Origin of the sequence: Streptomyces sp. NBC_00370 (genome assembly GCF_036084755.1) — a bacterium.
Lineage (GTDB): Bacteria > Actinomycetota > Actinomycetes > Streptomycetales > Streptomycetaceae > Streptomyces.
Genome location: NZ_CP107968.1, coordinates 8,133,755 through 8,151,185, shown reverse-complemented (window position 1 = coordinate 8,151,185; position 17,431 = coordinate 8,133,755). Strand labels below are relative to the sequence as shown.

At 71.4% G+C, this 17,431-nt stretch carries 19 protein-coding genes; 11 read left to right on the top strand and 8 right to left on the bottom strand.

The features are described from left to right. Positions 1 to 219: 219 nt before the first annotated feature. The 3 genes from OHS57_RS35690 (at position 220) to OHS57_RS35680 (ending at position 2,123) form a co-directional block, all read left to right on the top strand. A complete protein-coding gene (locus OHS57_RS35690) occupies positions 220 to 1,059 on the top strand; it encodes an endo alpha-1,4 polygalactosaminidase (RefSeq protein WP_443043123.1) in 840 nt (279 codons plus the stop codon). A gap of 347 nt (positions 1,060 to 1,406) precedes the next feature. Further along, positions 1,407 to 1,787, top strand: coding sequence for a DUF2267 domain-containing protein (locus OHS57_RS35685; RefSeq protein WP_041997607.1), 381 nt, complete (start codon positions 1,407 to 1,409; stop codon positions 1,785 to 1,787). 75 nt (positions 1,788 to 1,862) lie between these two features. Continuing rightward, on the top strand, positions 1,863 to 2,123 hold the full coding sequence (locus OHS57_RS35680; protein WP_041994864.1) for a hypothetical protein: 261 nt from the start codon (positions 1,863 to 1,865) through the stop codon (positions 2,121 to 2,123). A 48-nt stretch (positions 2,124 to 2,171) separates the two neighbouring features. Here OHS57_RS35680 and OHS57_RS35675 read toward each other — a convergent pair whose 3' ends face one another. Then, positions 2,172 to 2,990 (bottom strand): SDR family NAD(P)-dependent oxidoreductase, encoded by an 819-nt coding sequence (locus OHS57_RS35675; protein ID WP_328585237.1) that lies wholly within the window; start codon positions 2,988 to 2,990, stop codon positions 2,172 to 2,174. 86 nt (positions 2,991 to 3,076) lie between these two features. Between OHS57_RS35675 and OHS57_RS35670 the strand changes: the two genes are divergently transcribed. From OHS57_RS35670 to OHS57_RS35650, 5 genes are all read left to right on the top strand, one after another. Further along, positions 3,077 to 3,931, top strand: a complete 855-nt coding sequence (locus OHS57_RS35670) for a helix-turn-helix transcriptional regulator (RefSeq protein ID WP_041994861.1) — start codon at positions 3,077 to 3,079, stop codon at positions 3,929 to 3,931. Between the two features lie 54 nt (positions 3,932 to 3,985). Beyond that, positions 3,986 to 4,822 (top strand): endo alpha-1,4 polygalactosaminidase, encoded by an 837-nt coding sequence (locus OHS57_RS35665; protein WP_328584640.1) that lies wholly within the window; start codon positions 3,986 to 3,988, stop codon positions 4,820 to 4,822. A 26-nt stretch (positions 4,823 to 4,848) separates the two neighbouring features. Beyond that, positions 4,849 to 5,733 (top strand): aminoglycoside phosphotransferase family protein, encoded by an 885-nt coding sequence (locus OHS57_RS35660; protein ID WP_328584639.1) that lies wholly within the window; start codon positions 4,849 to 4,851, stop codon positions 5,731 to 5,733. A 102-nt stretch (positions 5,734 to 5,835) separates the two neighbouring features. Beyond that, positions 5,836 to 6,453 (top strand): dihydrofolate reductase family protein, encoded by a 618-nt coding sequence (locus OHS57_RS35655; protein WP_328584638.1) that lies wholly within the window; start codon positions 5,836 to 5,838, stop codon positions 6,451 to 6,453. 58 nt (positions 6,454 to 6,511) lie between these two features. Further along, positions 6,512 to 7,327, top strand: coding sequence for a MerR family transcriptional regulator (locus OHS57_RS35650; protein ID WP_328584637.1), 816 nt, complete (start codon positions 6,512 to 6,514; stop codon positions 7,325 to 7,327). A 75-nt stretch (positions 7,328 to 7,402) separates the two neighbouring features. Here the strand turns inward: OHS57_RS35650 and OHS57_RS35645 are convergent, their stop codons facing one another. Continuing rightward, positions 7,403 to 8,374, bottom strand: coding sequence for a CehA/McbA family metallohydrolase (locus tag OHS57_RS35645; protein ID WP_328584636.1), 972 nt, complete (start codon positions 8,372 to 8,374; stop codon positions 7,403 to 7,405). A 20-nt stretch (positions 8,375 to 8,394) separates the two neighbouring features. After that, positions 8,395 to 10,887 carry an excinuclease ABC subunit UvrA gene (gene uvrA, locus OHS57_RS35640; RefSeq protein ID WP_328584635.1) on the bottom strand — a complete coding sequence of 831 codons (2,493 nt, stop codon included), beginning with the start codon at positions 10,885 to 10,887 and terminating at the stop codon, positions 8,395 to 8,397. 193 nt (positions 10,888 to 11,080) lie between these two features. Between uvrA and OHS57_RS35635 the strand changes: the two genes are divergently transcribed. Beyond that, complete coding sequence (locus tag OHS57_RS35635; RefSeq protein ID WP_328584634.1) at positions 11,081 to 12,070, top strand: aldo/keto reductase; 990 nt, start codon at positions 11,081 to 11,083, stop codon at positions 12,068 to 12,070. 16 nt (positions 12,071 to 12,086) lie between these two features. Here the strand turns inward: OHS57_RS35635 and OHS57_RS35630 are convergent, their stop codons facing one another. Further along, positions 12,087 to 12,338 (bottom strand): DUF6480 family protein, encoded by a 252-nt coding sequence (locus OHS57_RS35630; RefSeq protein WP_328584633.1) that lies wholly within the window; start codon positions 12,336 to 12,338, stop codon positions 12,087 to 12,089. Positions 12,339 to 12,449: 111 nt separating this feature from the next. Beyond that, positions 12,450 to 13,883, bottom strand: a complete 1,434-nt coding sequence (locus OHS57_RS35625; protein WP_328584632.1) for an aldehyde dehydrogenase family protein — start codon at positions 13,881 to 13,883, stop codon at positions 12,450 to 12,452. Between the two features lie 164 nt (positions 13,884 to 14,047). Here OHS57_RS35625 and OHS57_RS35620 point away from each other — a divergent pair, with 164 nt between their 5' ends. Next, positions 14,048 to 14,872 carry a helix-turn-helix transcriptional regulator gene (locus OHS57_RS35620; protein WP_328584631.1) on the top strand — a complete coding sequence of 275 codons (825 nt, stop codon included), beginning with the start codon at positions 14,048 to 14,050 and terminating at the stop codon, positions 14,870 to 14,872. Between the two features lie 21 nt (positions 14,873 to 14,893). On the opposite strand, the gene OHS57_RS35615 is transcribed toward OHS57_RS35620, so the two are convergent. Next, positions 14,894 to 15,439, bottom strand: coding sequence for a DoxX family protein (locus OHS57_RS35615; RefSeq protein ID WP_328584630.1), 546 nt, complete (start codon positions 15,437 to 15,439; stop codon positions 14,894 to 14,896). Between the two features lie 119 nt (positions 15,440 to 15,558). Next, positions 15,559 to 16,002 carry an SRPBCC family protein gene (locus OHS57_RS35610; RefSeq protein WP_041997600.1) on the bottom strand — a complete coding sequence of 148 codons (444 nt, stop codon included), beginning with the start codon at positions 16,000 to 16,002 and terminating at the stop codon, positions 15,559 to 15,561. A gap of 196 nt (positions 16,003 to 16,198) precedes the next feature. Here OHS57_RS35610 and OHS57_RS35605 point away from each other — a divergent pair, with 196 nt between their 5' ends. Beyond that, positions 16,199 to 16,483, top strand: a complete 285-nt coding sequence (locus OHS57_RS35605; protein WP_328584629.1) for a DUF6300 family protein — start codon at positions 16,199 to 16,201, stop codon at positions 16,481 to 16,483. Between the two features lie 49 nt (positions 16,484 to 16,532). On the opposite strand, the gene OHS57_RS35600 is transcribed toward OHS57_RS35605, so the two are convergent. After that, positions 16,533 to 17,366 carry an aldo/keto reductase gene (locus OHS57_RS35600; RefSeq protein WP_328584628.1) on the bottom strand — a complete coding sequence of 278 codons (834 nt, stop codon included), beginning with the start codon at positions 17,364 to 17,366 and terminating at the stop codon, positions 16,533 to 16,535. Between the last annotated feature and the right edge of the window lie 65 nt (positions 17,367 to 17,431).

Here is a 17,431-nt window from a genome sequence, read left to right as displayed (position 1 = left end):
GCCGCAGCCGACGACATCCGATGATGCCCGAGGTGCCGGCACAGAGGTACGCCCAGCCGGTGGTCGGCCCTAGGGAGTGTCCGCGAAGTATCGTCGTCCGCCAGCGAGCCGGACGAGAACGAGCGGACACGACCGGGTCGCGAGCCCGGACCAAGTCGCCAGGATGGCTCTTCAGCCTCCGAGGCGGGGACGTATCCCCCCATCATCCGGAGCCCGATGATGCGCAACCACCACCGCGTGATCAACCGACGCCGCGGCCTCGCCGCGCTCGCCGCAGGCGTCACCGCCACGGCCGCCGCCGTGGCCCTGCCCCTGCTCACCTCCGGCTCGGCCAGCGCGGCCGCCGCCGCCGTCAGCCTGCCGCCGGCTCACGCCGGGTTCGACTACCAGCTCGGCGGGGCGTACACCCCGCCCGCCGGGGTGTCCGTGGTCAGCCGTGACCAGGGCGACTCACCCGCCGCCGGGCTGTACAACATCTGCTACATCAACGCCTTCCAGACCCAGGAGGGCGCCGAGGACGAGTGGGACTCCGACCTGCTGCTGCACGACTCCAAGGGACAGGTCGTCGAGGACGAGGACTGGGGTGAGGCCATCCTCGACATCCGTACGGCGAGCAACCGCGAGCGCATCGCCGCCAAGGTCAACGGCTGGATCGACCAGTGCGCGGCCAAGGGTTTCCAGGCCGTCGAGCCCGACAACTTCGACACGTTCGACCGCTTCCCGTCGTATCTGACCAAGGCCAACGCGGAGGCGTACATCAAGCTGCTGTCGGCCCACGCGCACGCCAAGAACCTCGCCATCGCGCAGAAGAACACCGCCGAGCTGTCCGGCGACCACGCCGCCAACGGCCTCGACTTCGCCGTCGCCGAGGAGTGCGCCGACTGGGACGAGTGCGGCGACTACACCGACGCCTACGGCAACAACGTCATCGTCATCGAGTACACGGACAAGGGCATGAAGAAGGCGTGCACCGGCTGGGGCAGCCGGCTGAGCGTCGTGCAGCGGGACGAGTACGTCGTCCCCAAGGGCACCTCCGGGTACGTCCGTAAGACCTGCTGACCAGGTCCTTCACCGGCGACCGGGTGCGCGCTCCCGCGCGCACCCGGTCGCACCGGTCATCACCTTCGGATCAGTCCGCGTTTCCCAGGTGTGGGGGCGGAAAACGTGGGCACAAGCCGTGCGCTTTGGCATTTTCCGAAGGAGAAGGTGATCTCATGTCGGTTTCTCAGTGCCCGGACCGGGCGGCAGATCCGGTGGCGGCCGGCGCATCGCTGACGGCGGGGCTGGAGAACGCGGTCATCCGACGTCCGTCGCAGCCGACAGCGGCCCCGTCGGCCCCGGCGGCCGCTGTGGTCCCGTCAGCCCCGGCTGCCCCCGAGGCGGCAACGGCCCTGAGATACGACCAGATGCTGGAGAGAGTCAGATACGAGGGCATGTACCCGACCCGTGAGCGGGCCGAGGCGACGGTACGCACCGTACTGACCGTGCTCGGGCAACAGCTCACCGGTCAGGAGCGTCTCGACCTCGTGACCCGGCTGCCCGTCGAAGCGGCCCGCGCACTCGCGGCCGAAGCCCCCTGCGGCGAAGCTGTCGCGGCGCGGGACCTCGTCAGCCGTATCGCCGCCCGTACCGGCGGAACCAACGCCACCGCGCGCTGGGACGCCGGTACCGTCCTCGTGCAGATCGCGCGGCTCGTCGGGGACGACGTCCTCGACCGCCTCCTCGCGCGGCTGCCCTCCGGCTACGCGCTCCTCTTCGGCCGCGCCGAACTCATACAGCCGGCCTGACAGTTGCCGTCCGGCCCACCGGATGCCGCCACCTCGGCGGAGTTTTGAACCGGGCGCGCGGGGCAACCGGCCGCCATGGACAGAAACGAAGCGGTTGAAGAGGTAGTGGAGACCCAGGGCGAAGAGCATCACGTCGTTCTGGCCGCCGACGCCAACGGTGACGGCAAGACGGACGTCTGGATGACCGACACCACGGGTGACGGGAAGGCCGACCTCTACCAGTTCGACACCACCGGTGACGGAGAAGTCGATGTCACCATGGTCGAGAGGGCCGAGGAGAACGGTGAGGACCGTGTCGTCGTCGAAGGCGACGGCGGCCACCCGGTGGACGTCTGAGCTGTCGCTCGACGAGGCGGGTGACGCGCCTTCGCCGCTGTCCGGTGCTCAGGCCCCGGCGCCGCCGTCGACCTTGAGGATCGCGCCCGTCACGAACGAGGCGCGATCACTGAGGAGCCAGGCGGCGGCCTCGGCGATCTCCGCGGGGTCGGCGGCGCGGCGCAGCGGGGTCTGAGCCGTGATTCCCTCGACCAGACCGGGCGTGTGCGTCTCCCAGGTGCGGATCATGTCGGTCAGGGTGCCCCCGGGCGTGATCGCGTTCACGCGGATGCCTTCGGGGCCGTACGTGACGGCGGCCGACTCGGTGAGGCTGTTGACCGCGCGCTTCATCGCACCGTACGCGGGCAGTGCGGGGTTGCTCCGCAGACTGCCGATGCTGGAATTGTTGACGATCGCTCCGGTGCCCGCCGTGGCGCGGATGGCGGCGATCTCCGCCGACATGGCCAGCCACGTGCCCTTGAGGTTCACTGCGTAGAGCTGGTCGAAGTCGGACTCCGTCACCTCGTCCACCGGGGCGGGCGGGGTCATCGTCGCGCCGTTGTTGAAGGCGACGTCGAGCCGCCCGTACAGCTCCACCGCGCGGTCGACCGCGGCCCGCACACTGGCGGGGTCGGCCAGATCGCACACCACGTACTCCGCGACGCCGCCCGCCGCCCTGATCTCGTCGGTCACCGTCTTCAGCTGCGCCTCGGTCCGGGCCGCGAGCAGCAGCCTGGCGCCTTCCCGGGCGAACAGCCGAGCGGCGGCGGCTCCGATGCCGCGGCCGGCGCCCGAGACGAAGGCGACCTTGTCGGCCAGCAGGCCCCGGGCCGAGGAGGTGGGAGCGGAAGTGGTGCGGGTGTGGGTTGTCGTCGGTGTGTTGTCCATGCCGTCGAGCCTGCGCCGATCCGCCGATGCCATCCAGGCACCGGCAGTACCTGGATAGATCCACGGTTCCTGAGCACACTGGACACGTGGACAGACAAGAGCTGGCAGCCTTCCTGCGCAGCAGGCGCGAGCGGATCAGCCCCGCCGAAGTGGGGCTGCCGGCCGGGCCGCGCCGGCGCACCCCGGGGTTGCGCCGCGAGGAGGCGGCGCAGCTGGCGTACATCTCGAACGAGTACTACACACGGCTGGAGCAGGCCCGCGGTCCGCGCCCTTCGCGTGAGGTGCTGGCCGGGCTGGCCAGAGCGCTGCGTCTCTCGGACGCAGAGCGCGTCCATCTCCACCATCTCGCGGGCGCGCCGGTGGCCCCGCCGCCCGGGCCGCCCCGCGAAGTGCGGCAGAGCATTCTCGATCTGCTGGACAGGCTGCCGCAGTCCGCCGCTTTCGTGACGTCGGCGATGCACGAGGTGATCGCGTGGAACGATCTGGCGGCCGCGCTCATGGAGGACTTCTCGGCCCGTTCGCGGCGCGAGCGCAATCTGGTGCGCCGTACCTTCCTCGGGCCGGACCCGGGGGGACAGCGGCTGTTCGGGGTGTCGGACGCGGACCGGTTCGGCCGCAACGCGGCCCAGGACCTGCGCGCCACCGTCGCCCGCTATCCCGACGATCCCGAGATCGCCGAGCTGGTGGCCGACCTGCTGGCCGGGAGCGAGGAGTTCCGCAGGCTGTGGGAATCCCACGACGTGAGCGCCGAGCCGACGCTGTCCAAGACGTTCCAGCACACGGTGGTCGGTCCGGTCACGGTCAACTGCGACGTCCTGGACATCACCGACCGGGACCAGCGGGTCGTGATCTACACCGCCGTCCCCGGTTCGCCGTCGGAGGAGGCGCTGCGGCTCCTGTCGGTCATCGGTACGCAGAACATGGACGTGCGGCAGGGTTGAGCTGCCCGGGTACCGGTGTCCTGCCGCCGGGGACCAGGCCCGTAAGGTGCTTGCGTGCTCTCCGTCCCGTCCCGTGCCGCCGTCGTCCTCACCGTCCTGACCTTGGCTGTTGCCACGGCATGCGGGTCGGCGAAATCGCGTGAGGAACCCGGTGCGGGTGTCCCGACGGGCGTACGGCCACCGCCGGCGAACGCCGTCTTCGACTACCAGCTCGGCGGCGCGTATCCGCCTCCCGCACCGGTCCGGGTCGTCTCCCGCGACCGTGCGGCGCGGCCCGCGAAGGGTCTGTACAGCATCTGTTACGTCAACGCCTTCCAGACGCAGCCCGGTGCGGCCGTCACGTGGTGGCGCGAGCACCACCCCGATCTGCTGCTGAAGGACGCCGAGGGCGAGCTGGTGGTCGACGAGGACTGGGACGAGCCGCTGCTCGACATCTCCACGCCGGACAAACGCGCGGCCCTGATGGACATCGTCGGCCCGTGGATCGACGGCTGCGCCGCGGCGCACTTCGACGCGGTGGAGCCGGACAACCTCGATTCCTACGAGCGGTCGGACGGTGAACTGACCCGGCAGGACGCGGCTGCGTTCGCCCGGCTGCTGACCACTCGCGCACACGGGCGGGGGCTGGCCGTCGCCCAGAAGAACACCGCCGACCTACTCCCGCAACGTGCCGGTATCGGCTTCGACTTCGGCGTCGTCGAGGAGTGCGCGCAGTACGACGAGTGCGCCGAGTTCGGTGCTGCCTACGGCGGCCGGATCTTCGCCATCGAGTACGTGAAGAAGGACTTCGCCGCCGCCTGCCGGACCTGGGGGAAGAAGCTCTCACTCACATTGCGGGACCGAGACGTACGGCCCGCCGGCAGTGCCGGGTACGTCTACCGGTCCTGCTGACCGCTCACCAGCACAGAAGGATGCTCATGTCTCCCGGCAAGATGCACGCCGATGAACCGACCGTCGACACGGCTCTGGTGCGCCGGCTGATCGCCGCCCAGTTCCCGCAGTGGGCGGGCCTTCCGCTCGCGTCGGTCGACTCCGCCGGTACGGCCAATGCCATGTACCGGCTCGGCGAGGACATGGTCGTACGGCTCCCGCTCGTCGCGGGGGCGGCCGCCGACGTCGAGAAGGAACACCACTGGCTGCCGCTGCTGGCCTCGCGGCTTCCCTTCGCCATTCCCGCGCCGCTGGGCAAGGGCATGCCCGCCGAGGGCTGTCCCTGGCACTGGTCGGTCTACCGCTGGCTGGCAGGCGCCAACCCGGTCGTCGCGCGGATCGCCGAACCCCGCCTGCTGGCCGCGGATCTGGCGGCGTTCGTGGCCGCGCTGCGGCGGACCGAACTGCCGGGCGGGCCACCCTCGTACCGCAGCGAGCCGCTGCCGGCGCGTGACGCCGGGACGCGCGCCGCGATCGAGGCGCTGCGGGGCATCGTGGACGGTGCCGCGGCGACGGCGGCCTGGAACGCCGCCCTGCGCGGCGCGGCGCGCCCCGCCCCGGCGGTCTGGATCCACGGCGACCTCCAGCCGGGCAATCTGCTGCTCGCCCAGGACCGGCTCAGCGCCGTGATCGACTTCGGCTGTCTGGGCCTGGGCGATCCCGCCGTCGACCTGATTCCGGCGTGGTACGTGCTGCCGGCCGAAGCGCGTGGGGTCTTTCGCGGCGCGCTGGACGTGGACGACGACACGTGGGCGCGTGGGCGCGGCTGGGCTCTGTCGATCGCGCTGGACGAACTGCGCCACTACCGGGAGACCAACCCGGTCATGGCGGGCATCGCGCGGCATGTCGTCCGGGAAGTCCTCGGCGATTGACCGATGAGTCCCGGTACACCGGGGGGTCTGAAGAGCGGGGACGGACATGTGCCCGCGTGGGACAACGCATGAGACACCCCATGACATGAGGAGTGGTGCGCGATGAGGCTGGTACTGCAGGAGTTCCTGTCGCTGGACGGCGTCTCCCAGGGGCCCGGGTCCCCCGACGAGGACACCAGCGACGGGTTCACCCGGGGCGGCTGGTTCGTGCCGCATCTGGACGAGGCCTTCGACCGGCTCACCACGGTATGGCTCGGCGGGGCGGACGCGTTCCTGTTCGGCCGCCGTACGTACGAGAGCTTCGCCCGGGACTGGCCGCAGATGACCGACCATCCGAACGCCCGCGTGCTGAACGGCTCGCCCAAATACGTCGCCTCCCGGACGCTGACCGAGGCCGAGGCCGGCTGGGACCCGACCACAGTCCTGTCAGGTGACATCACGGCCCAGGTCGCCGAGCTGAAGCGGCAGCCCGGCCGCGAGCTGCAGATCCACGGCAGCGCCCGGCTCGGCCAGTCGCTGCTGGCCGCAGGGCTGGTCGACGAGGTGCGGCTCGCCGTCGCCCCGGTGGTCGTCGGCAGCGGGCGCCGGCTGTTCCCTGACGGCGGCACCCCGGTCGGGCTGCGGCTGCTGAGCAGCGAGACGACACCGAGCGGCATCGCGGTGTACGCCTTCGAGTCGACGGGTCTTCCGGCGTACGGGACGTACGGGGGCGCCGCGTAGGCAAATCTGGGGCGGGCTTGACCCTCACACCGTGTCAGGCGGTCAACTCGGAGACATCATGTTCACCATCGGAGACTTCGCCCGGCACGGCCGCGTTTCGGTTCGGATGCTGCGTCATTACGACGCGACCGGACTGCTCCGGCCGGCCCATGTCGACCCCGCCACCGGATACCGGTACTACACCGCCGCGCAGCTGGCACGGCTCAACCGCGTCATCGCGCTCAAGGATCTCGGCTTCACCCTGCACCAGGTCCGGGAGATCCTGGACGAGAAGGTGAGCACCGAGGAACTGCGTGCCATGCTCCGGCTGCGGCGGATGGAGCTGGCCGCGTCCATGACGGCGGCGGCGGCCAGGCTGGGGCAGGTCGAGGCGAGGCTCCGGTCGATCGAGAGTGAGGGGCACATGCCCGGCAACGACGCCGTACTGAAAAGCCTTCCGCCCGTACGGGTGGCCGAACTGACCGGTGTGGCACCGGACTTCGACACCATCGGCCCGGTCATTCAACCGCTCTACGAGGAGTTGCTGAGGCGCCTGCCCGCCGCCGGGATCACCCCGGCCGGGCCGGGTGTCGCGTACTACGAGGACGCTCCCGACGGCGGGATCCTGGTCCATGCCGGCGTCGAGGTCGCGGCGCCCCTCGGGGACGACGACGGGCTGCGGGTGGTGGATCTGCCGCCGGTCGAGCACGCGGCGACCATCGTCCACCACGGCTCGATGGAGACCGTCCTGCCGACGGTCCAGACCCTGGCCCGCTGGATCGACGCCAACGGGTACCGCTCGGCGGGCTATCCCCGGGAGATCAACCTGGAGTGCCCGGAGAACCGGGACGACTGGGTGACCGAGCTCCAGGAGCCGGTGGTCACCGAGCCGTAGTCGTGTTCCGGGAGCACGGCCACGGCACGACGTCCGCGGCCGTGCTCCCCGCGACGCTCGCCGTCAGGGGAGCGCTCAGGCCATGACGACGGGGTTGCTGAGCGCCGCCATGCCGCCGTCGGCGGTCCGGACCTCGACACGGACGAACCCCGCCTCTTCGCCGCTCGTCCGCCACTCGACGGTGCCTGATCCGCCGGCCGGCAGCGCGGCGCGGTGCGCGGTCCCTGTCTCGGTGTGGAAGCTGACCGTGCCGGACGGCACGCCCCGCACGTCCACGCCGCACACGGCCTTCTCGCCCCCGGTCCGCAGCCGGTCGCCGATACCGGCGCTGTGACCACCCGCGAAGGCCCTGAACGACAGCTCGACGGCGGCGGAGGCGGCGATCCAGCTGCGGCCGGCGCGGATGCCGGCGAGGACCGCGCCGGCGGTCAGCTCGTCGGCCCGTACGACGGTGTGCGGGATACCGATCTGGCCCGCCAGATGTGTGTCGCTGTTGCCCATGGCCGGGCGCCACCGGCCCCGGCGGACGTCCGCCGCCAGGCCACAGCCCCACTCGGCGAGCGCCGCGTCGTTGTCCGCCTGCCACGGCATGTCGGAGTCCCACGGCCCGTTCCACACCTCGACGGCGTCGAATCCCTCGTACGGGTACATGAACGTGCCCGAGGGGTACGGGGCGTGCGGATGAGCCGCCACGCACAGCCCACCGGCCCGCCGGACCTCCGCCAGCTGCCCCTCGACCGCGCCGTCCCCGACGCCGTACCGCCAGTCGACCACCTGCCCCGGGGGAAGTCCGAGCGCGAGCCAGTGCCCGGTCCTGGTGGTGACCTCCTCGCCCAGGATCACCAGCAGATCGCTGTGTTCCCAAGAGCCGTGCGCCTCGGCGGTGTTGTGTTCGGTGGTCGCGAGGAAGTCGAGCCCGGCCGAACGGGCGCCGGCCGTCAGCTGATCCGGCGTCAGTTCGCCGTCGGAGTGGACCGAATGGACGTGGCAGTCACCTCGGTACCAACCGCGCTCCCGGCTCGAAGGACCCGACGCCGTATCCGCCATCCCGTGAGCGTATCCGCCCGTCAGCCGTCGGCGAGCCTGCGGGCCAGGTACGGGGCCGTGAGGCTGTCCTTCGCCCGGGCGACCTCGGCGGGGGTACCGGTGGCGACGACTCGGCCGCCCGCGTCGCCGCCGCCCGGGCCCAGGTCGATGACGTGGTCGGCCGTGGCGATCGCGTCCAGGTCGTGTTCGACCAGGACGACGGTGTTGCCCGCGTCGACCAGCCGGTGCAACTGGCGCAGCAGGAGGGTGATGTCGGCCGGGTGCAGGCCCGCTGTCGGCTCGTCCAGCAGGTAGAGCGCGTGGCCGCGGCGGGCGCGCTGCAGTTCGGTGGCGAGTTTGATGCGCTGGGCCTCGCCGCCGCTGAGTTCCGTGGCCGGCTGACCCAACCGCAGGTATCCCAGGCCCACTTCGCGCAGCGTCTCCAGGCTCCGTGCGGCTGCCGGGAGTTCGGCGAGGAACGTGGCCGCCTCGTCGACGGGCATCGCCAGTACGTCCGCGATGTTCCGTCCGCGGTAGGTGATGTCGAGTGTCTCGGCGTTGTACCGCGCGCCGTGGCAGGTGGGGCAGGGCGCGTAGGTCCCCGGCAGGAAGAGCAGTTCGACGGTGACGAACCCTTCGCCCTGGCAGGTCTCGCAGCGGCCTTCGGGGACGTTGAAGGAGAACCGTCCGGCCGTGTAACCGCGCGCCTTCGACTCGTCCGTCGCCGCGTACAGCTTGCGTACCGCGTCGAACATCCCTGTGTACGTGGCCAGGTTGGAGCGCGGGGTGCGGCCGATGGGGCGCTGGTCGACCCGGACGAGCCGGTCGAACGAGTCGAGCCCCGTGGCGTCCCGGACGCCTGCCTCACGGTCCGTGTCGTCGGTGTGGCCGGGGTCGGCGCCATCGTCCGTATCTTCCGACGCCTGTCCGAGGTGCCGGCGGACGACTTCGCCGAGCACCTGCGTGACCAGCGTCGACTTCCCGGAGCCGGACACACCGGTCACCGCTGTCAGTACGCACAGCGGGATGTCGACGGACACGTCACGCAGGTTGTGCCGGGAGACGCCGTGCAGGCTCAGCCACCCCTGCGCCGTCCGGGGACGGTGGTCGAGCCGCCGGGCCCGTCCGAACAGGTAGTCGCCCGTGGCCGACTCCGCGACCTCCTCAAGACCGGGTACCGGCCCTGAGTACAGCACGCGCCCGCCACTCTCCCCCGCTCCCGGCCCGATGTCGACCACCCAGTCCGCCCGCCGTACGACATCCATGTCGTGCTCCACGACGAACAGCGAGTTCCCCGACGCCTTGAGCCGGTCCAGCACGTCCATCAGCGGCTCCGCGTCGGCCGGGTGCAGCCCGGCGGAGGGCTCGTCGAGGACGTAGACGACCCCGAAGAGCCCCGAGCGCAGCTGGGTCGCGATCCGCAGCCGCTGTGCCTCGCCGGGCGACAGTGTCGTCGAGCTGCGCGCCAGGCTGAGATAGCCCAGGCCGAGGCCGAGCAGCACGTCGACCCGCGCGACCAGGTCGGCGCAGATCCGTACGGCGACCTCGGTCGCCTCCCCCGACCTGGCGGTCGACGTGGTGGGCGCGGCCTCCGACAGCTCGGCCACCGGCCTCAGCAGCGCCACGGCCTCCGTGAGCGGTTTCGCGTTGATCTCGGCGATGGAGAGACCCGCGAAGGTCACGGCGAGCGCCTCCGGCCGCAGACCGCTGCCGTGGCACACGGGGCAGGGCACGCTCCGGACGAACCGCAGCGCCCGCTCGCGCATCCGTTCGCTCTTGGAGTCGGCGAGCACGTGCATGACGTGTTTGCGGGCGCTCCAGAACGTTCCGTGGTAGCCGTAGTCGATGCGCTCCGGCTCCGGCTCGATGTACACCGACGGCTGTTCGTCGGTGTACAGCAGCCAGTCCCGGTCCTTCTTCCTGAGCCTGCGCCACGGCCTGTCGATGTCGATGCCGAGACCGCTCACCACGCTGCGCAGATTGGCCCCCTGCCAGGCGCCGGGCCAGGCGGCGATCGCACCGTCCCGGATGGACAGCGACGGGTCAGGGACGAGCAGGTCCTCGGCGACGTCGTGGACGACACCGAGTCCGTGGCAGCGCGGGCAGGCGCCGGCCACGGTGTTGGGCGAGAACGACTCCGCCTCCAGCCGCTCGGCCCCGGGCGGGTACGTTCCGGCGCGCGAGTACAGCATGCGCAGCAGGTTGGAGAGCGTGGTGAGGGTGCCGACCGTCGAGCGTGAGCTGGGCGCCCCGCGCCGCTGCTGCAACGCCACGGCCGGTGGCAGCCCGGTGATCTCCTGTACGTGCGGTGCGCCGACCTGCTGGAGCAGCCGACGGGCGTAGGGGGCGACGGATTCGAAGTACCGGCGCTGGGCCTCGGCGTAGAGCGTGCCGAAGGCGAGGGACGACTTGCCGGAACCGGAGACGCCGGTGAAGGCGACCATCGCGTCCCTGGGGACGTCCACGTCGACGTTCTTCAGGTTGTGCTCCGCGGCCCCTCGGACGTGTACGAAGCGGTCGGGCGCCTCGGCCATCGCGACTCCTCCCTGCCCGCGGTCTCCAGCGTGACCCCTCCGGCGCGTTTCGGCATCCGGGCGGAGACTCGGCATCCGGGCGGAGACATCGCGGGCGCACCGGTCGGGCGCTTGACTTCGTGCGCACTTCAACACCGAGGCTTCTGTTCGTCGCCCGGCGCGAACGACGCCGGGTACGGGAGGGGTCACACGCATGAGGTACCGCACGATCGGCAGCAATCCGGCGACCCGCCGCGAGGTCAGTGTGCTGAGCCTGGGCGCGATGCTGTTCGGCACCGCCACCGACGAGAAGACGGCGTTCGCCGTCCTCGACCGGTACGTCGAGGCAGGCGGCACGTTCGTCGACACGTCCAACTGCTACGCGTACTGGTTCAAGGGCAGCCGGGGCGGCGAGAGCGAGACCGTGCTCGGCAACTGGCGGCGCAGCCGTGGGGTGTCAGGGGAGGTCGTGATCGCGACGAAGCTGGGAGCGGGTCCGCTCGCCGATGGCACCGGTCACGTCGACAACGCCGAGGGCCTGTCCGCCGGGGCGATCCGGGCGGCGGTGGCGGCGAGCACGAAGCGGCTCGGGGTCGACAGGCTTGATGTGCTGTACGCGCACATCGAGGACCCGAAGACCGAACTGGCCGAGACGGTGGGTGAGTTCGGCGCCCTGGTCAACGAGGGGACGGTCGGTCTTCTCGGCGTCTCCAACCACTGGGCGTGGAAGGTGGACCGGGCCAGGAACATCGCGAAGGCGGCGGGGCTGCCGGGCTACGAACTTCTGCAGTACCAGCACAGCTATCTGCGGCACCGCACGGATCTGCCGAGCGCGCTGTCGCAGGACGGCGAACCGGGCGCGGTGGAGGGGAACTTGCTCAGTCTGCTGCGCGCCGAACGCGACGAGCTGACGCTGGTGGCGTACTCCCCGCTGCTGGGCGGCGCGTATGTGCGCGAGGACAAGCCGCTGCACGCGGGGCACGACCACGGCAGCGTCCCCGCACGGCTCGCGGCACTGCGCGAGGTGGCGAAGGAGGCGGACGCGACCGTCAACCAGGTGGTGCTGGCGTGGCTGATGGGCGGGGAGATTCCGGTCATCCCGCTGGTCGGGGCTTCCTCGGTCGCGCAGCTGGACGAGAGCCTGGCCGCGGTCGACCTCGAACTCTCCCCGGAACAGCGGGAGATGCTCGACTCGACGCGCTAGGCCGTGTCGGCGGCCGTCAGACGACCAGCAGGATGGCGTACATCAGGAAGAACGCGGCGAACACCGCTCCGATGACGCCGATGACGACGAGCGGCCACGTGCCCCACCCCCGGGTCAGGTCGATGGGGGGTCCCGTCTCCGAGCCGGTGCTGCTCTCGCCCGGTGGTGTCTCACCGGGCGGGACCTTCCGCTCGTCCCGCACACCTGGAGCAGTGGGGTCAACGGCACGTGCAGCGGGGGTGACGGCACCGCGCGTGAGATCGCTCATCGCCGCCTCCTTCCGTACGGAACAGGGCCGGATGCTCGTACCCACCACGCTACAGGCGTTGTGAGGGTGCGGCGATTCGCGGACGGCGCCCCGCCGCACCCGGCGGCGGGCTCAGCGCATGACGGCCTTGACCTCCAGGAACTCCTCCATGCCGTACCGCCCCATCTCCCGGCCGTTGCCGGACTGCTTGTAGCCGCCGAACGGGGCGAGGAAGTTCATCTCCGCGCCGTTGATGTCCACTTGGCCCGCGCGCAGCCGCCGGGCGACGGCCAGCGCGTGCTCCTCCGGGCCTGAGACCGCCCCGTTGAGTCCGTAGACGGTCCTGTTCGCGATCTCGACCGCGTGGTCGTCGTCCGTGTAGGGGATCACCACGAGGACCGGGCCGAAGATCTCCTCCTGGGCGACGACGGCGTCCGGCGCGACGTTCGCGAACACGGTGGGCCGGACGTACGCCCCGGTCGGGAAGCCCTCGGGGCGCCCGGCGCCGCCGGCCACGACCGTCGCACCGTCGGCGATGCCCCGCTCGATATAGCCGGCCACACGTCGGCGCTGCGCCTCGGAGGCCAGCGGGCCGATCTGGATCGTCTCGTCACCCGGATCCCCGACGGGATAGCCGCGTGCGGCTTCGCGCAACAGGTCGACGACCTGGTCGTGCAGGTCCGCCGGTACGAGCATGCGGCTCCAAGCACCGCATGTCTGGCCTGCGTTGCCCCAGGCGAGGGCGAGGCCCCGGGCGACGGCGGCGTCAAGGTCGGCGCCGGGCAGGATGATGTGGGCGGCCTTGCCTCCCAGTTCCAGGGCCACGCGTTTGACGGTGGCCGAGGCGACGGCGGAGACCCGCTTGCCGGCCGCTGTCGAGCCGGTGAAGGAGACCATGTCGATGCCGCTGTGGGCGGCGATGGCCTCCCCCACCACCGGTCCTGTGCCGTGCACCACGTTGAACACACCGGCCGGCAGACCCGCCGCCGCGGCGATCTCGGCGAAGATGCGCGCGGTCAACGGGGCGGCCTCGGACGGTTTGAGTACCACCGTGTTCCCGGCCAGCAGGGCGGGCACCACCTTGGTGACCAGCTGCTGGAGGGGGAAGTTCCACGGGGTGATCGCCCCGACCACGCCGATCGGCTCCCGTACGACCAGCGCGTTCGCGATCTCCTCCGACCACGGGAACGCGGCGGCGGCCGTCACACTGGCCTGCGCCGCCAGCACGGGCAGTCCGGCCTGCGCCATCCGCGCGAAGGAGATCGGGGCTCCCATCTCCTCGCTGATCGTCGCCGCGATCTCGTTGCCCCTGGCCTGAAGGCCCTCCGCGATACGCCGCACGATGTCGATCCGCTCGGCGGGGGCGGTCGCCGCCCAGGCGGGGAAGGCCGCGGCGGCGGCCTCCACGGCCCGGTCGACGGTCTCGGCCGTACCGTCGGGGACGGTGGCGACGACGGCGCCGGTCGCCGGGTTGACGACGTCCAGGACGGGGCCGGTGGCGGGGACCGGCAGACCGTCGATCCAGTGGGCAGGGGCGGGGTGGGTGAGCTTGCTGTCAACGTTCACACGGCCCAGCAGAACACCGCCGAAAGGCCGTAGCCAGGGACACCCCGTCCTGTGATCCGGGCCACAACCGCACCGGTGCCGACCCCGCGGAATGGCGTTGACCTGCGCGTTGTTGTCGCCGACGAGTAGCGTACGGTCGGCACCCGCGGAAAGGACCCCGGCACATGGACCGAGCCGAGCTGGCCGACTTCCTCCGCCATCGCCGCCAGGCATTGCGCCCGGACGACGTGGGCCTGATCCATACGCGCCGGCGACGCACCAGCGGGCTGCGGCGCGAAGAGGTGGCCGCGCTCGCCGACATGTCGACGGACTACTACAGCCGTATCGAGCAGCAGCGGGGCCCACTGCCCTCCGTGCAGATCCTCGCCTCGCTGGCGCGTGCCCTGCGACTGGGCCCGGACGAACGCGACCACCTCTTCCGGATCGCGGGCCGTTCCGCTCCCGGCCCGCTCACGCGGTCCGACCGGGTCAACCCCGGCATGCTGCGGGTCCTCGACCGGATGTCGGACAGTCCCGCCCACGTCACCAACCATCTCGGCGAGATCCTCGCGCAGAACCGCCTCTCGGCTCTGCTCATCGGCGACCAGACCCGCCACACCGGCATGCGGCGCTCCCTCGCGTACCGCTGGTTCACCGACCCTGCCGAGCGGCGGATCGTCCCCGAACGCGACCGTTCCCGGCACAGCAGGACCATCGCGGGGCAACTGCGCACGGCCGGCACCCGCCATGACGGCGACCCCGCCACCGTCGCGCTGGTCGACACCTTGCGGACCGTGAGCGGGGAGTTCGCCGCGCTCTGGGACGAGCATCCGGTGGCGGGCACGTACTGCGACGCCGCCAAGCACATCGAACATCCGCGGGCCGGACTCATCGAACTGCACGGCGAGAACCTGCTGGACCCCGACCGGTCGCAGTTCCTGACCGTCTTCACCGCCGAGCCGGGCAGCGAGAGCCAGAAGCGACTCGAACAGCTCGCGCTGCTCAGCTGAACCGACATCCCTCGCGGCGGGTCAGGTGCTGATGTGCATCTCCTCGTCGGGCGCGGCCTCCGGCGCCGACTGCGCCGTACGGCGGGCGACGACGACCGTGGCGGCTGCCGCGCTGGCCGTGAACGCCAGGGCCAGGACGAGCGGGCGGTTCAGCGTGTGGCTGGTGTAGTGGTCGAGCGAGTACCTGCCCGGCCCCGCGAGCCCCAGACCGGCCGCGACGAAGCCGAGGAAGGCCGGGTACTCGTAGCCGCCGGCGTGGGCGAAGAAGCCCGCAGGAGCGTGCACGGACACCGCACCCGCCATGGCCCCCGCTGCCGCGGCGCCGGCCGCGGGGGTGCCGAATCCCAGCGCGAGCAGCGTGCCGCCACCCAGCTCCCCGAGTCCGGCGGCGAGCGCGCTCTGCCGCCCCGGTGTGAAGCCCAGGCTCTCGAAGCTCTTGGCGGTGCCTTCGATGCCACCCCCGCCGAACCAGCCGAACAGCTTCTGGGCGCCGTGCGCGGCCAGCACGCCACCGGTCCCGAGCCGCAGGGCGAGCGGTCCGAGATCCTTACGATCAGTCCACAGCATGGTGCGGCCCTTTCCAGAGACACGGGTTCCACCGACACGGGCGGGAACCCCCACGTCCCAGCCTGCCGCCACCCCGCCGTCCGCGCACCTGAGAGGCGGTTCGCGGTGAGCCCAGGCGGTCAGCCCTGATGGCTGAGGATCGCTTTCGGCATGCTGTGCGTGATCTCGTCACCGAGACGCTCGAACTCACGCCGCAGGAAGGGGTCAGCCAGCCGGGCGAGACCCTTGAAGCGGATGGTGGCGAGATAGGTGATGCGCGTGCCGTCGCCGTCCGCCTCGAAGGACAGGTCGTCGGTCGACTCGGCGGTCTTGTTCGACCCGGAGAACACCAGCCGGTCCGCTTCCTTGCGGGCCAGCCGGTAGGTCAGCTCGGTGCGCCTGCCGCGGAACTCGGAGACGTTGTGCCAGGTCGACCCCGTGGTCACGGGCCCGCCGGACGCGTCGGTCCGTACGCACTCCTGGGTGCCCGGGTCCCACTCCACGGCCCGGGAGAAGTCCGTCAGGTACTCCACCACCGCGTCCACCGGGAGTTGCACCGTGAATGAACGCCTGACCTCGACCATGATCTGCTCCCGGAGAGTCCGTGCCGTCGGCACGACGACACGGCGTCGTATGCCCCTTCCAGCCTTCCGGACACCGGACCGCCCCGCATCCGCGCATCCGTTCGGAACCCACCGTCCTGGTCTTCTTCGGTCCGACGGGTTGACCCGGGCGGCGGCGCGGCCCTTGGATGGCGGTCCCAACTGGTAGGAGCCACTGGTGACTCGAGTCGAGCTTTCCGACAGTCTGCCCCCGTGTTCTCGCTGCGGCGGCGGACTGATCAGCAGCATCGTCATGCCGCAGGAAGACGCGGCGGGACGGCCGATTCACCTGGAACTCTGCTCGCTGTGCGACACCGACAAACCGGCCGCCGCCGCACTGCTCCACTGGTTCGCCACGGGCGGCGGCAAGGACATGTCCCGGGTGGCGGAAGGCGCGGAGCTGCTGGTCGAGTGGCAGAAGGAAGGCATGGCGGCGCACGGCTGGGAGTTCCAGACCGGATGACGGCCGGCCGGGCGGCCCGACGCCTGCCGCATCGCCCGTCCGGGTGACGTCACAGGATGTCGAGCGGTTGCTTCCGGCGCGGCGGCGGGAACGCGGCGTCGAGCGCGCCGAGGTCGTCGTCGGTGAGGCGGAGGTCCAGCGCCGCGCGGTTCTCCTCCACGTGCGCCGTGGTGGAGGCCTTGGGGATGGCGATGACGTCGTCCACGCGCAGCACCCAGGCGAGCGCCACCTGGGCGGGAGTCACGGCGTGCGCGTCGGCGACAGCCGCCAGCGCCTGGTGCCCCAGCAGTCGGCCCTGCTCGACGGGTGAGTAGGCCATGACCGGGACGGCCAGCTCCCGGCAGCGGGGAAGCAGGTCGTACTCGGGGCCGCGCCGGGTGAGGTTGTAGAGCACCTGATCGGTCTGCGGGCGGGCGCCTTCGGGCAGGTCGGCAAGGTCGGACACGTCGAAATTGCTCACGCCCCACGAGCCGATGCTGCCGTCCGCCACGAGCGCTTCCAGGGCGTCGACCGTCTCGTGGAGCGGCACACCGCCCCGCCAGTGCAGCAGATAGAGATCGATCCGGTCGGTGCCGAGCCGGCGCAGGCTGGCGCGGCAGGCTTCGGCCGTGCCCGCGCTGTCGGCGTGGGACGGCAGGACCTTGCTGACGAGGAACACGTCGTCCCGCCGGCCGTGGATCGCCTCGCCGACCAGTTCCTCGGACGCACCCGATCCGTACATCTCCGCCGTGTCGATCAGGGTCATCCCGAGATCGATGCCGCGCCGCAACGCCGCGATCTCCTCGGCGCGCCGTGCGGGGTCGTCCCCCATGCGCCAGGTGCCCTGTCCGAGGGCGGGCACCTCCACACCGGAGGGGAGGGTCACGGTCCGCGCCTCGGTCATGGGGTGTCCCTTCTCAGGCCCGGCCGGGAACCCCGGCCGGCCCTTCGCGATCGGCTGGGCACCAT